This is a genomic window from Pseudoalteromonas sp. M8 (assembly GCF_018141365.1).
GTDB lineage: Bacteria > Pseudomonadota > Gammaproteobacteria > Enterobacterales > Alteromonadaceae > Pseudoalteromonas.
Window position 1 is genome coordinate 1094446 of sequence record NZ_CP047240.1, and the last position, 16211, is coordinate 1110656.

At 42.2% G+C, this 16211-nt stretch carries 6 protein-coding genes and 1 pseudogene; 3 read left to right on the forward strand and 4 right to left on the reverse strand.

All coding sequences use genetic code 11. From position 1 onward, the window contains the following. The first annotated feature begins 3 nt into the window (after window positions 1-3). A complete protein-coding gene (locus GSF13_RS09715; protein WP_249122759.1) occupies window positions 4-4458 on the forward strand; it encodes an EAL domain-containing protein in 4455 nt (1484 codons plus the stop codon). Between the two features lie 15 nt (window positions 4459-4473). Here the strand turns inward: GSF13_RS09715 and GSF13_RS09720 are convergent, their stop codons facing one another. Both GSF13_RS09720 and GSF13_RS09725 read right to left on the reverse strand, forming a co-directional pair. Further along, window positions 4474-5421: an ion transporter gene (locus GSF13_RS09720; RefSeq protein WP_102056235.1), complete on the reverse strand. Its 948-nt coding sequence runs from the start codon at window positions 5419-5421 to the stop codon at window positions 4474-4476. A gap of 32 nt (window positions 5422-5453) precedes the next feature. Beyond that, entirely contained in the window at window positions 5454-8123 is a 2670-nt protein-coding gene (locus GSF13_RS09725) for a bifunctional acetate--CoA ligase family protein/GNAT family N-acetyltransferase (protein ID WP_010607382.1), read from the reverse strand. A gap of 145 nt (window positions 8124-8268) precedes the next feature. On the opposite strand from GSF13_RS09725, the gene GSF13_RS09730 reads away from it, so the two are divergent. Next, window positions 8269-8979: an SIMPL domain-containing protein gene (locus tag GSF13_RS09730; RefSeq protein WP_010607381.1), complete on the forward strand. Its 711-nt coding sequence runs from the start codon at window positions 8269-8271 to the stop codon at window positions 8977-8979. A gap of 489 nt (window positions 8980-9468) precedes the next feature. On the opposite strand, the gene GSF13_RS09735 is transcribed toward GSF13_RS09730, so the two are convergent. Both GSF13_RS09735 and GSF13_RS09740 read right to left on the reverse strand, forming a co-directional pair. Next, window positions 9469-11379 (reverse strand): aminotransferase class V-fold PLP-dependent enzyme, encoded by a 1911-nt coding sequence (locus GSF13_RS09735; RefSeq protein ID WP_010607380.1) that lies wholly within the window; start codon window positions 11377-11379, stop codon window positions 9469-9471. 286 nt (window positions 11380-11665) lie between these two features. Continuing rightward, a pseudogene (locus tag GSF13_RS09740) lies at window positions 11666-11929 on the reverse strand (endonuclease III); the annotation flags it as partial. A 575-nt stretch (window positions 11930-12504) separates the two neighbouring features. On the opposite strand from GSF13_RS09740, the gene GSF13_RS09745 reads away from it, so the two are divergent. Beyond that, on the forward strand, window positions 12505-16191 hold the full coding sequence (locus tag GSF13_RS09745; protein WP_211868053.1) for a tetratricopeptide repeat protein: 3687 nt from the start codon (window positions 12505-12507) through the stop codon (window positions 16189-16191). The last annotated feature ends 20 nt before the right edge of the window (window positions 16192-16211 follow it).

A 16211-nucleotide genomic window follows, 5' to 3' on the forward strand; every position in this document is an offset into this window, starting at 1 on the left:
TTTATGTTTCGCCTGTGTTTTATATTTTGCATTTGCCTATTTACTGCATTGGTAAATGCCGCGCAAATTTCACGACTTTCACCTGCTGAAGGGTTATCACAAAGTTACGTCAATACACTGCTTATCGACGAGCAAGGGTATCTATGGCTTTCCACTGAAGGTGGGCTTAACCGTTACGATGGCTATCAGGTATTGGATGTAAATGGACCCGATGGCGTACTTGATAAAGTGCAGGTAAATTATATCTATCAGGACAACCTTGGTGGGATTTGGATCACGACGGGTATTGCAGGGTTACTGCGATACGATCCGATGAAAGATGAGTATAGAAAATATATAGAACCACCGTCTACAGAGGACGAGTTTTATTCTAATTTGGTTAATATTGTTTTGACCAAAGATGATGATCATATGTGGGTTGTGCGTACCAATGATGTTGCGACCCTCAATATCCACTCAGGTAAGCTCAAGAGTGAGGTGACTTTACCGTTAGATGAAGAAAGTGGTTTTATACGCGCTGTTTATCAACATCAAGACATCTTGTTTATCGCCACTTCAGAGCGCTTGTTTGCATATCATTTAACAACGAAAAAATTAAGAACCCTCGATCACCTTGCTCCCATTGAACATCCTTATCAAACAAATACTAAATCACTATTTATTTTAGACCAGGATACCTTGCTCGTGGGTGCGGTTCAGGGGATGTATGAGCTAGATATTTCTCAACTACTAAAAGATTTTGACGCAGAGGTACCGTTTAAAACGCTGCTTCCCGAACTAAACATATGGAAAATGCTCAGGCATGATGAACATACCTTGCTGCTTGGTACTGACAAAGGTCTTGTTTATTACACGATTGAAGATGGTAATGCGGTTCGAGATAGGCGTTTGTCTTCAAGCGTATTTTTGCCGTCAAATACCAGTATTATTGATATTGTTAAAGACAACTATGGTGGCCTTTGGGTCGCCACAAAAGAAGACGGTGCATTTTACTTACCAGACAGTACGCTGGCGTTTGATAATGTTAGTGATCTTACCGTTGAAGGTGAAGGTTTTTCTCACAGTAATGTCTGGGCGATGCATGAATCTAATCAATTTTTGTGGCTGGCAACGAATGACGGCCTAACACGATACAATCCAAAAACCAGAGAGACTAAACAGTTTCTAAAGGGTTACTTGGGTGACGAAATTCTCTCAGAGTTTATTATCTGGAAGATTGCGGAGTATAACAATAAGCTTTGGCTCACGACGGTAAAAGGACTGTTTGTCTTTGACCCTATTACTCACGAAGTAACAAGGCCCAAGGCTAACAATCCAGAAGATAAAGAGATATTGACATCCTTTGTGAAAGGTGGGGAGTTGTTATCTGATGGTAAGTTTTATTTCGTCAATAGTGACGTTGGGATGTTCGTTTACGATATTAATACAGCAGAGCTGACACACCTGACGAAGTCATTTGAAAATGTCGATCCGTTTCTTACTTATGGCTTCTACCCACCACTTCCAAACGAGCCGCTTAAACCCCTTTACTACTATGCTGGCGTATTGCTGCAATATGATCCGCAGTTGGAAACGCTAACTGAGATCTATAAAGCGCCGAAAGCAAATAAGCATTTAGCGGTCGATATCACTACCTACACCATAGATAAAAATAATATCTTGTGGTTGTCGTTATCATCCTTTGGTTTGATTGGTCTGACGTTAGATGGTTACGAGCCAATTTATAACATCGATTTAAAAGCCCATAAAATAGATACTTTGATGTATGAAATGCGTCAAGACAAGGAAGGTATGATTTGGATGTCATCTCATAAAGGTATTTGGCGTCTAGACCCAGATAATTTGCATTTACAACAATTCACGACCGAAGATGGCATACTTTCTAATGAGTTTAACGGTGGCGCGTCGGTGATGTTGGAAGACGGTCGCATAGCCTATGGTATGTTGAAAGGGTTTGTGGTGTTTTCTCCCGATGACAACAGACCTAAAAAGCCATTACTTGATCATGTCAATATCACCAGCGTGGATTTAATTTCTCGCCCAAATCAAAAAGCCGGATTAAAGCAATTTGATCACATCGAGCTTGAGCATGATGACATTGGACTCGAAGTGTCATTCTCTGCAATGGCATTTAGTTATCAGGATCGGATTATTTATGAGTATCAAATATCTGGTGGTCAGAAGATCCTGAGTCGTAATCAAAATCGCGTGGTATTTCCTAAACTTAATCCCGGTGAATATGCGTTAAAAGTTTGGGCTAAAGATCCGTTAACAGGAGATTATACACCGCCTGCAAAATTAACCATTAATGTAAATTACCCCGCGTGGCGCTCACCTGTTGCGATTGCCGGATATGTTTTTCTTACGCTCTTACTACTGTCTCTTTGGAGCTATCGAAAGTATCGCGTCGAGCAACTTATTCTTGCCGCTCATAAGGAAACACAAGACCGCGAAGCTAGGTTGAAAATGGCGCTAGAGGGAAGTAACTCCGGCGTATGGGAGTGGCATGCGGGTAGTACCTTAATCTATCAGCCTCGATTAGTTACGGAGCTCGATTACGAGCTTGAGAGTGTCGGCTTGGATGATTATCTGCAAAAGATACATCCCTCGGATAGAGCCATGTTTCGCTTACAGTGGCTTGAGTTCGTCACAACGAACAAAGGCTTTATCGACTGTACTTATCGATTAAAAGACAGCAAAGGTCAGTGGCGTTGGTATAAGGACTTTGGCAAGGTACTTGAGTGGGATGAAGGTAATCCAACTCAGGTGGCAGGCACCTATACCAACTTAACGCGTGAGCGTTTATTTGAAGAGCGAGCCGCATTATTTGGGGCGGCGTTTGAGCAGACCCGTGACTGGGTAATGATCTTAGACAAAAGACTGCGTATTCAGGCTTGTAATCGGGCGATGCAAAATGCCTTTAACCTTGACTCTATCCCATCATCAAGCACTGCGGTGAAGCTTGGGATGTCGAGACAAAAACGTATGATGTATCTACGTCAGACGTTGGCGCTGGCTGTGCATCAGCATTTAAGCTCTGAGGAAGTGGTGAGTTTGCCCAATGGTGACGAAAGAGACGTACTTATAAAAATTAGTGCCGTGGCGAATAGCGATGGTGAACTATACAGTTATGTGGTGGTGCTTACCGATATTAGCCAGCAAAAGCGCACAGAAAAAGAGCTATACCAGCTTGCTAACTATGATTTACAAACTAAGTTACCAAATAAAGCGTTATTGATGGATAGAGTGCAGCACGCAATCGTGCATTCGCAACATACACATTTCGCACTTTTGGTCATAAAGTTTAACCGTTTGCAGAACCTATACGATATCTATGGTGCAGACTTTGTTGCTGAGTTGCTTCCTCTGCTTGCAACAAAGCTACGCTGCTGCTTCCGTGAGTTAGATAGCTTAGCGACGGGACATGATAAGTCGTTTTATGTGTTGATGGAGCACCTCGACAACCCTGAACAGGTTCATCAGTATGTTGAGTGTTTGGTTCACTCATTTAGTACTCCAATTGAAGCCGCAGGGCATACCGTACTTATGCAACCTGCCATTGGTATTGCAATGTATCCCGACGATGCGTCAGACGCTTTTGAGTTAAACCAAGCAGCAAAGGCTGCGCTTGAGCATGTTAATGTACAGCAAATTTCCAGTTATCAGTTTTTTCGCGAAGAAATGAATGGCAAGGTTAGGCGTTCACGAGAAGTCGAGCAAGCACTTATGAGGGCCTTAAAAAATGGTGAATTTAGTAATCATTATCAGCCTATTGTCGATGTAGAAAGCGATACTCTGCTTGGCTTTGAAGCGCTATTACGCTGGCCTGAAAATAGCGAGTTTTGTGCGCAGGAGTATGCGCTTGCTGCTGAACATGCCGGTGTCGTTACCGAGCTTACCTTACAAACCCTTTCTCGGGCATTAGTTGAATTGAGACACTGGCAAACCATGAAGCAAGACCTATATATATCCATTAATCTCTCGGCCATTGATTTTGAATCCTCAAGCTTAGTCGAGGATATTCAACAAGCACTGTGCCGCAGTAAAGTGTCGGGTCATTCTGTGGCCTTTGAGATAACAGAAACAGCTCTGCTTTCTAACGTTGAGAGCGCGGTGAAAGTGATGAAAGAAATAAAAGCACTGGGCTGTCGTATCTATATGGATGACTTTGGGACGGGGTATGCCTCTTTGACCTATCTGCAACAATTGCCTATTGATGTCATCAAGATAGATAAAAGCTTTGTACAGCAAATTGCTGAGGATCCTGAAAGCTATTTAATTATTCGCTCATGTGTAAATTTAGCGCATGGATTGGGATTAAAATGTGTCGCAGAAGGGGTGGAAAACGATCTACAGTATCAACGCATCAAAGCAGAGCAAGTTGATTATTATCAAGGTTACCGTTTCAGCTCGGCGATTAGTGGCGAACAAGTCGCGCAGCTACTCTCTGAAATATAGCTGTAGTCTCTTTGGCTACAGCTTTTTACCACAGTGACGACAGTACATATGATGGACGCGTTGACTACTCATTAGTTTAATTGCTTGGTTTGCTTCCAATTGACTTAAGCCAAGCTCTATACGAAGGGCTTCTAAATGGGCTTGTTCACTTTTGTCGACATCACCATCGACTAACGCATGCAATACCGCTTCATTGAATGCATCTCGACGTTTGCGCATTTGGTCCGCAAAGCTTGAGGCCAAGAGGCCGGTGGGGATCGCGACCATGCCCATACTGAGTAAAGTGATAAGGCCACCAAAAAATTGTCCAAGCGGGGTGATAGGCACAACATCGCCATAACCCACGGTGGTTAGAGTAGCCATCGCCCACCACATCGCTTTAGGAATGGAGCCAAATTTATCCGGTTGCACATCGTGTTCAATAAGATAAATTCCGCAAGAGGCCATGATTAGCACCACACTCATGATAAAAAAGGCGGCAAGTAATGAACTCGATTCTTCTTTAAATGCTGCGAGTAGCAACTGCATGGCCCGAGAGTAGCGCGTCAGCTTAAAGATCCTGAGTAATCGAATAACACGTAAAAAACGCAGATCAAAGGTGATAAAGGCCATTAATATGGTTGGCAAAATAGCGATGAGATCAATCACCGCCAGCGGTGATATCAGATACTTTAGGCGCTTTTTCCAATTTGGTATATCCAAATGGCGGTAATCAAGCTTATCGACACAGCACCAAAATCTCAGTAAGTATTCAATGGCGAAGATGGTCACACTGACTAACTCTAGGGTGAGAAAGTAGTGATGGTACACAGTTGCTAAGTCGCGCTCAGATTCCAACACGATGGCAACGACATTGGTTAAAATCAGGGTGATGAGGAAGATATCAACTGCCCGCCCGAGTCGGCGGTATTGCCCTGTAGCCTCGAGCACCGCAGCCGTTTTTTCTCTGATGTGAAGTTGCATCAAGTTGCCAGCATCCCTTATCTTTTTTGTGTTTAGTTTAAGTGTAACACCATCTGAATGGTGCCTTCCTCAAAATCTCGAGATACGGTGAATCCGAGCTTTTTTGCAAGACCTATCATACCGCTATTTTCTGGCAGAGTGATCCCTTCTATACTTTGTACGTTTTGTTTACGACAGTGTTTTATAGCAGCTTCCATGAGTATTCGTCCAAGCCCAAGTCCTTGGCAGTCTGAGCGTACCACTACGGCAAATTCAGCCACTTGGTTATCTGGGTCCATCAATACGCGTGATACCCCAAGCGTTTGGTAGCTAGATTTATTCGGCACAGTGACGATAAACGCCATTTCTCGGTCGTAGTCAATTTGCGTCATTTTGGCGAGTTGCTCATGATTAAATTGCGGCAGCTCGCCAAAAAAGCGGCGGTATCTATCTTCTTTACTTAAAGACTGGTCAAATTCTTGGTGCGCTCTTTCATCCTCAGGACGAATAGGTCTCAAGGTTGCAGGGCGGCCATCTTTTAATGTCACGGTTTTTACCAACTCTCGGGGGTAAGGCCGGATGGCCAAGCGTTTACGGCCTGATACTGGCTCGTATCGTCTTAGCGTAATACTGGCGTCGAGTACTTGGAACTGACCCGAACAGGCCAAAATAGGGTTGAGTTCCATATCAATAATATCGGGTTGGTCGACTACCATTTGAGAGACACGAGTGAGTAGGGCGCACAGACGGTATTTATCGACCTTTTCAGGCAGTGCTCGCTCCTTGATAAAGCCTTTGTCATGGGCGGCTGCAATCAGGTACTTTGCAAGGTTCATATTCAGTGGCGGTAATGCCACCGCAGCTTGCGAGAAATTAAGCCCGGTGCCCGCTTCACCCAGTAAAATAACAGGGCCAACACCAGGTTCGGTTTTTACCGCGATCCGTAATTCTTGTCCTCCTGCGCGTTTTGCCATGCGTTGCAAAGAGAAGCCTTCTATTTCAGCTTCGGGTGCCGCCTCACGGATCCGTAGTAACATCGAAAATGCGGTTTGCTCTACTTCTTCGGCATCATTGAGGTTGAGCACAACCCCACCCACTTCCGACTTAGAGGGGATGTCATGACTTATCAGCTTAAGTGCAACGGGAAAGCCAAGCTGCTGAGCTTGCTCTTTTGCTTCTGAGGGGGTGAGTGCGATTTGCGTCTCTATACATTCTATATCGTAATTAGCCAGCACTTGAGAAGCTAAATGGGTCGCGAGTTTATTGGCGCCAGAGTTTAAAAAGTCATTGATTAAACGTTTGCTTTGCAGGTGTTGCAGCTGGTCTTCATCACTGTAGGATTCTGGTGTCTGTGTGAGATGTTTTTGGTTTCGGCGGTAGCTCACCAAGTGCATAAAGGCACCAACTGCACCTTCGGGTGTACGATAAGTTGGGATCTTAGCATTTGCGCATACAAGCCTTGCAGCATATGCCGCTTCTTCACCCATAAAGTTTGTCATCACATAAGGGCGTGCCATTTTTGGAATTTTGGCTAGGGTCTGTGCAATGATCTCGGCATAAGCGGTACTTGGCGCAAGCGCTGAAGGAGTATGAATTATCAATAAGTTTTTGACTTCGTCAGCTTTTAACAGAACTTCTAGTGCTTGTTGGTAACGTTTTGGCGAGGAATCACCAAAAATATCTATAGGGTTACAAGCATGATCCGTTTGTGGGATCAGGGCGCTGAGCGCTTGCTTGGTCTGCTCGCTTAGCACCGCCAGTTTGCCTGAGTTCTGTAGTAAGGTATCGACCGCCATAATGCCAGGGCCGCCACCATTGGTTAAAATGGTCAGCTGTTCTACTTGAAGCAATTTGGGGTGTAAAGCAAGGGTTTGAGTGGCAGCAAATAGCTCCCTAAGATCGTTTACCCTCAGCATACCTGCACGTTGGAACATGGCATCATAAACTGCGTCATCGGAGGTATTGCCGCCGGTGTGATTCAGCGCAGCGATTGCGCCAGCCTTGGTTTTACCGGTTTTTATGGCGATGACGGGCTTACTAAATGCAGCGGCTCGAGCTGCGGAAATAAAGCGCCTAACATCGTCGATATTATCAATATAAAGCAAAATAGCTTGGGTTTTTGGATCCCGTCCGAGGAAATCGAGTAGTTCGTCGAAATCGATATCAAGGCAATCCCCAACGGAAACAAAGTAAGAAAAGCCGATTTTTTTATGTTGTGCCCAGTCCAGTATGGTTGAACATACCGCCGCCGATTGTGAAATAAAAGCAAGCTTACCGGGTGCTGCAACCGTATGAGAAAAACTAGCATTAATACCCAAGTGAGGAATGAGTAAACCGAGGCAATTAGGACCAAGCAAGGTGACTTTGGCTATTTTGGCGGCTTCTTTTAATAGTTGTTTATGCTGATTATCGAGACCTGCTGCGATGATGATTGCATGCTGACAACCAATTTCGCCAAGCTCATTGATGATTTGCACTAGGGTTTGTTTGTTGGTACAAATAACAGCGAGATCAGGGACTTTGGGTAACTGTCTAATAGTATTGTAAGCAAGTACTCCATGCACTGCGGTATGTTTTGGGCTGACGGGCATAATGGGCCCTTTAAAGCCGCCTTGCAGCAAGTTACGCATTACAATAAAGCCGGCGCGATCTGGATTGTTAGAAGCACCAATCACCGCAATAGATTGGGGGTTAAAAAATTGGCTAATACGCTTTACGCTCATACTGTTTCCTAGTTCAGCCGCAGCTCATAAGCACCACTCTACCATTTTGCTCGCAGTTTTCGAGTGCAATCAAGGTAGACTTTGATCTATCCCTATAATAATTGTACGAAAACCATGACTGAGGCGTAACGTTGAGGACAAAGATATGTCTACTATGAGTAAATATTTAGCTCCTGCGGCTTTGCTATCACTGGCGGTGATAGTGAGTGGCTGGATGGTAAAATCGACCATTCTAGAAGTAAAAGGAATGGAGCGAACGGTAAGTGTAAAGGGGTTATCGGAAAAGGAAGTAACGGCAGATACGGTGATTTGGCCTGTATTTTATCGTGATGCAGATAACGATCTGGAAGCGTTGGTTGAGCGCACTGAAAAGAAAAACGCAGCTATCCGCGCGTTCTTAACCTTACATGGCTTTGATGCTTCCGAGCTTTCGATATCAGCGCCTTCTATTACAGATAAATACGCCCAAGAGTACGGACAAAATAATCAGGGATTTCGATATGTGGCAAAAGCTGGTGTGACAGTGTACTCCAATAATCCAGATAAGGTATCGCAAGCGCTAGGGCAGTTAAGTGAGCTGGCCAAACAAGGTATTGCCATCACCAAAGATGATTATCAAAATCGAGTTGAATATTTGTTTACTGGCCTTAATGATATTAAGCCTGAAATGGTGCAAGAAGCCACACAAAAAGCACGAGAAGTGGCGGTCAAATTTGCTAAAGATTCCGACTCTGTACTTGGCAAAATAAAATCAGCAAGACAAGGGCAATTTAGCATTCGCGATAGAGACAGTAATACACCGCAGATCAAAATTGTACGTGTGGTCACGAGCGTAGAATACTATTTATCGGATTAGTATTAGCGCTAACTGCATTGAATTCACTCCCTATGCCAGCTATTGGTGCGTAAATTTGCCTTGCCTACAGGAAGCAGTGTTACCACTAAAACTCTCTGGCTGGACAAGGGGGAAATTAAGGTGAACTTTAAAAACAATAAGTTAGCTTATTCCTTATCCAAGACTCAGGTTGATTACTTTGTATCATCAGTGGAATATCTTAAGCTGAGCCAAAGATAGTGCCTTTCTATCAGCGTGTATTGATTAGATGGGTAGAGCTAGTCAATTTAGGCTAAAGGGTAATAATACAGGACTTGATGGTAACGATTTGATTTTTAAATTTTTATGTGTTCTCAGGTGGATCATAATTCTTAGTAGTAATTAGCCTGATAAACAAATTGTTTCTCAGTTAAGGCTATACTCAGTGAGTTAACAGCTCTTTATAATGCTGGTGCAGCAATGTCTAATGACATCGCTGCTCAGTGAGTCAACTAACGATAGTGGCTCGCTTTATTTTTCCTCTTGCTCCTTAAGCACGTAGATCTCACCATCGAAACTACCTTGAATGGTCAATCCTTGGCCTGCCAGTTCCTTGAGATATTCAATATGCTCTTGGGTAATATGTTGACCCGGCACCAAAAGCGGAATACCCGGAGGATACGGGGTGACTAAACCTGCACAAATACGGTTGTTGCTCTTGCTAATAGGCACAGATTCACGTTCACCGTAGAAGGCATCACTAGGAATACAAGCAAGGTCAATAGCGGGTAAATTCTCAGGTAAGCGTGAGCGTCGCGTTGACTTCGATAGTTTTACCTTGCCGCCATCGAGCTTCTTTAAGGCATTGTATAAACGAATGATCTTTGAGCGTGTACCACCCAAGGTTAGTAAGACTAAGATGGTACTGTGCGTGTATTTCTCAATCTCCAGCCCAATTTCGTCTAGCAGAAACTTATGAATATCCTTTAATGAGTATGGCAGTTCACTAATATCGATGAGGATTTTAAGCGGATCATGACCCATATTATCGCCACTAAAATGTGGGAATATGTTCATAAAATCTTGCTTATCAAGCACTTTTATATGTTTGAGCGAGGCCATCTGCTGTTTGAACTCTGCAACATGGTTCAGCAGCGCATTGAGTAATTTATAGCCTTCCATCTCTAACTGCTTTTGGCACACATCCAAAGACGCAATCAGTTGGTATTTTGGCGAGGTGCTGGCGTAGATACTGTAAATCTCACGGAAGAAATCAGCATCAAAATCAGGGTCGTTAATATGGATATAAGACGCCTGCGAAAATGCCGATACGACTTTATGCGCCGAATGGGTGACATAATCGGCACCTGCATGAATGGCGGAGTAATGGCGCAAGCTAGGGTGAAATAGCGAGTAAGCAAACCAAGCTTCATCAATAAAGACTTTGATGCCATGCTGATGGGCAAATTCTACGACTTGTTTTAGGTCGCTCAGCAAACCATCATAGGTACAGCCGGTGAGCACCAGTAGTTTTGCATCGGTATTTTGTTCAATCGCTTGCTTAATATCGGCCAGTGAAGGCGGTGCAAATATGCCATATTTTGGATTTAAGATACTCGACAAATAGATTGGGAAACTGGCCGATTGCAAAATGCCATAGTGCACAGACTTATGACAGTTGCGGTCGATGATCACCTTATCACCTTTGCGAAGTAGGGTTTGCAAAATAATTTTATTCGAGGTGGACGAACCGTTGGTCACGAAGTAGGTGCGTTTAACCTCAAACGTTGCTGCTGCGGATTCCTGAGCGCGGCCAATGGTATTGGTGCTGTCTGACAGTGAACCTAACGAATCAACCGATACAGACAAGTCTCCGACAAATACATTACGGCCATAGAATTGATAAAAATCTTTGATATAAGGAGAGTTTCTAAAGCTCGAACCGCCGCTGTGACCTGGAGTATGCCAAGAGTCGTTCGCTTCGCCGACATAACTGCGATACGCGGTCCAAAATGGCGTCTCGGCTCTGTCATCAAAGTCGTTGATCATATAACCTAAAATGGCTTCAGGATCTGAGATAACTTCATCTTTAAAGAAGAAAGACTCGATTTCCTCGGATTCGTTGACTATCTCAAGCCCTTTAGTGTCATCACCAATAACATAAACCGGTAATTCTAGACGAATACTTTTTAATTGCTCGATAAAGCGACTATAGGTTTGTTCGCCACTTTTCTGTTGCACATCCCAACTCAGCACGACAGCTTGAATATCACCATCTTCAGTGACATGCTCCAAGGCTTTTGAAAGTTCGAGACATTCAATAATATCGATTTGAACATCCTCTCGCTCAAAATTAGGGATCGTTTTTGACAGATTGCTTGAGAGCGCTTGCAATACGGCTGGCTCTTGTTCTATTAACAAGATACGAAGGACAGGTAGCATAATGATATTCGCATTAAAATTTAAAGACTTTCATTAGCATAAAGAAAGCGCAGTGATTTGTGAAATCAATACTTTGAAAATGTTCTAGAAATTGTAAAACGGATGTAGGGCGATTTTACATCGCGATTTAGTAAAAGCTCTCCGCGTTAAGCGGATCCCACCAGAAGTTATGTATCGTGTCTAGGAGATGCTTTATGCAGCGATCTATGTTTCCAGATAATTCAACGAAACAAAAAAGTAGCTACAATCCCCATAAATTAAAGTTGTGCTTATGCTAAAACAAATATTAGCTATCAGTCTTCTTTTTAAACTCACATAAGTCTTCAATAATACAGCTGCCGCATTTAGGTTTACGCGCAGTACACACATAGCGGCCATGGAGAATAAGCCAGTGGTGGACATCTACCTTGAACTCTTTTGGTACAACCTTTTCCAGCTTTTGCTCGACTGCCACCACATTTTTATCCATAGCAAACTTGGTGCGGTTGGAGACGCGGAATATATGGGTGTCTACAGTAATAGTCGGTCCGCCGAAGTATAAGGAAAGTAGATATCAATAGATTTAATTACATTAGACTGCTTTGTCCAATATAGCCGAATCAATTTACCAAGCGATAGGGCACTTAAATAGGTTTAGCCACATTTGCTGACCAATCAGATATCGCTAGAATCTCAGTTTATTTTCATTCAGTTATAGCGGATTTTAAATGCTGTATCTGAAACCTTGGCGACAGCAACTAAACGGCGGCACAGATCATCCATGAAATAAATTACTCATCCATATTATTTTTCAGGCGTGATAAGAGAGGGAAAGATTGTTGTCTGTTAGTCTTGCTTTCAAAGCTGCAAAAAGTAAGGTGTGCTCCCATGAACCGCTTTTGGCTTTACTTTTAATCACTATTTTCAAGGTTTAATTTGTAAGAAAGGAAACCTAGCAAAATTAGGATATCGGGACAATTTAGAACACTACTTAGATCAAGAAATTAAGTGTTTTCAGAGTCGACTAAATACTAAGATATTTTACTTTGATTATAATCAATAGCTTGATATCGTTAGATTCTATTTTATTTCTCGTATTCTATTATAAGTAGCGTTGAGCAGCGTATTCGTAAAAGGAAGTTAAAATTGAGTTATCAATTACCAGCATTAGCCGATGAATATCAATTTGAAAAGTTAGTCAGAGATCTTTTACGAAGAGAGTTAGATGATCCCAGCATAGAATGCTTTGGTCGAAGAGGGCAAACGCAGTACGGTATTGATGGGTTTTCACCAAGTAATAGCTCTGTCACATTTCAGTGTAAGTTGAAAGACATTAAACATAATAACGATGTAAAGATCGTGAATGTGTTAAAGAATGAGTTAGAGAAGGAAGTTGCCAGCATAGGCAGCTTACCTATTCCTCCTAGTCGCTTTATTTTTGCATCTACATTTAAAAATGACGCTCATTTACAACTTTTGGCGCAACAATTGTCTAATGAATTTGTAAAAGTGGAATATTGGGGCTGGGAAACAATTTCTGAAAAAATATGGCGGTATGCGACAGAGTTTATTCCAACTTATTATCCCTATTTGCCCATAGTATCTATTTCTGGATTTAGACAGGTGACTATCACAGAGATTGAACGAGCTAAGTTAGGTGGTGAGGAGTGCCAAAAACTTGCTTTAGATTACTACCGAATTAATGACAGTGATGAGTTGGTTTTCAAAGTTGTTTGTAACGACATTGATATCAGAAACGATACGATTTTAGATTTAGTCCACAAAACGTTGCAGAGTGCTAATCAACAAAGAAGCTTGTGGTTAGTCGCAAATGGAGGGTTTGGGAAAACAAGCATACTTAATCGTATTGCAATCGAGTCTGTTTCAACGTATCCGTATGTTTTTATTTTAAATCTTGAACATAGATTTAATAACAATGATGAAAAAGCCCTTTTATCATTACTAAAATATACCGTAGGGCATGAACCTTGCCTGCTATGTATTGATAACCCGGCCGCTAACCCAGATGTGTTGCAATCACTTATCAGGCAAATACCTGCTTATAATAGCCAAGTAAATATAGTACTTGCTGAACGTGGTCACCGTTTTAATAGTTTGAAGCAGGATGACACATTGGTACATTTTCATGGAGAGGAAGAGTTAGAGCCTATAGTTGTGCGTAATTCTTACCAACAAAGGAAAAATGTCTATCAAAAACTTTTTTCGTTATTAGCGCTTGATAGTGAAGTAAGTAATGAACTCATACCAAAAGGACTAAATAGCAACCTTGGTTATGTGAATGCCACTTACTCAATTTTGCTTGAGTTGAAAAAGCGGAGGAAAATAGATTACGCTTTTGATTGGAGTGATTTTGATAAACTAACTCGCGATATACCTGCTTATAAAGGTGCCTATAAGTATATAGCTTTATTTTACCTCTATGGGGTTAAATTGCCTGTGCCTTTACTTGAAAAGGTATGTGGTGCAGATAAGTCACAAACTAACTGGCTGCTAGAGCGTATTCAAGGAGAGCATAATGAACCCATAGTGATCCAACATTACAGAGATGCTGATTTACAAAAGCGCGTAACGCTTAGAACCAAGCATGAAATCGTATCTGAAATATTTTTTAGTGAATTTCCAAATCTAGATAAAACAGAATTAATGTTAGATTTGCTAAGTAGTACAGATTTTTCGGATCCTTTTGTAGTTCAAGCATTTGTAAATATTTTCGGAAATAAAAAAGTTTATATCGAACAAAGTCAACATATTGAATTAGGGAAACTAGCAGCCTTATTGTTAAAAGAACCGCTAGCTCAGCGAGTGAAGTTATCATCAAAATTCTACCAGACTTTGCACCTAGGACTCGCTTGGAGTTTCCTAGCTAGTGGGCAAGAACATCAAGCTCTTTCACTATTGGAAACATTTTTAGCGGTTAATACAAATAGCCTTCATGTAAGGACAGAGTTGTCCAAAATCTACCAACGTCAAAATAAGTTAGGGGATGCGGAAGCGGTCTTACTCGAATCGCTAAAAATAGACAGTAAGCAATTACACCCTCGCACGGAGCTAGCCAAAATCTACCAACGTCAAAATAAGTTAGGGGATGCGGAAGCGGTCTTACTCGAATCGCTAAAAATAGACAGTAAGCAATTACACCCTCGCACGGAGCTAGCCAAAATCTACCAACGTCAAAATAAGTTAGGGGATGCGGAAGCCTTATTGAAAGAAATACTGAACATTAGTCCAAAAGACTTAAATTCACGAGTGGAACTGGCCAAAATCTATCAACGTCAGAATAAGTTAGAGGATGCGGAAGTCTTATTGAAAGAAATACTGAAAATTAGTCTAAAAGACTTCAATTCACGCGTGGAGCTAGCCAAAATCTACCAACGTCAAAATAAGTTAGAGGATGCGGAAGCAATACTGTTAGAGTTACTCAAGTTAGACAGTAATAACCTACAGGCCCGCACGGAGCTAGCCAAAATCTACCAACGTCAAAATAAGTTAGGGGATGCGGAAGCCTTATTGAAAGAAATACTGAACATTAGTCCAAAAGACTTAAATTCACGCGTGGAGCTAGCCAAAATCTACCAACGTCAAAATAAGTTAGGGGATGCGGAAGCGGTCTTACTCGAATCGCTAAAAATAGACAGTAAGCAATTACACCCTCGCACGGAGCTAGCCAAAATCTACCAACGTCAAAATAAGTTTGAAAAGGCCGAACAGAGGTTGCTCGAATATATTGAATTAGACCCTAAAGGATTACACCCTCGCACGGAGCTAGCCAAAATCTACCAACGTCAAAATAAGTTAGGGGATGCGGAAGCGGTCTTACTCGAATCGCTAAAAATAGACAGTAAGCAATTACACCCTCGCACGGAGCTAGCCAAAATCTACCAACGTCAAAATAAGTTAGGGGATGCGGAAGCGGTCTTACTCGAATCGCTAAAAATAGACAGTAAGCAATTACACCCTCGCACGGAGCTAGCCAAAATCTACCAACGTCAAAATAAGTTAGGGGATGCGGAAGCGGTCTTACTCGAATCGCTAAAAATAGACAGTAAGCAATTACACCCTCGCACGGAGCTAGCCAAAATCTACCAACGTCAAAATAAGTTTGAAAAGGCCGAACAGAGGTTGCTCGAATATATTGAATTAGACCCTAAAGGATTACACCCTCGCACGGAGCTAGCCAAAATCTACCAACGTCAAAATAAGTTAGGGGATGCGGAAGCGGTCTTACTCGAATCGCTAAAAATAGACAGTAAGCAATTACACCCTCGCACGGAGCTAGCCAAAATCTACCAACGTCAAAATAAGTTAGGGGATGCGGAAGCGGTCTTACTCGAATCGCTAAAAATAGACAGTAAGCAATTACACCCTCGCACGGAGCTAGCCAAAATCTACCAACGTCAAAATAAGTTTGAAAAGGCCGAACAGAGGTTGCTCGAATATATTGAATTAGACCCTAAAGGATTACACCCTCGCACGGAGCTAGCCAAAATCTACCAACGTCAAAATAAGTTTGAAATGGCAAAAAGCATTTCGGAGCAAGCATTAAAAATAGAGCCAACAAATAGCTTTGCAATGGCTGAATTAATTGGTGCATTGACCAGCCAGAAAAAACCAGAGCAAGTATGCGAACGCTTTTTCGATTTTGTGCAGCAGAAACAATATCGATTTGGTCGCCACTCGCAAGCTGCGATTTTTAGATTTTTATTATGTTGCCAAAAATATGATTTGAAAAAAGATGCGCAAAGGTTTTATGGGCTATATAGAGAAGAAATGGATAGTAAAAATGAACAAAAGTGTTATGAAATTGTAAGGTGACAAATGCATAGCAAGGTTAT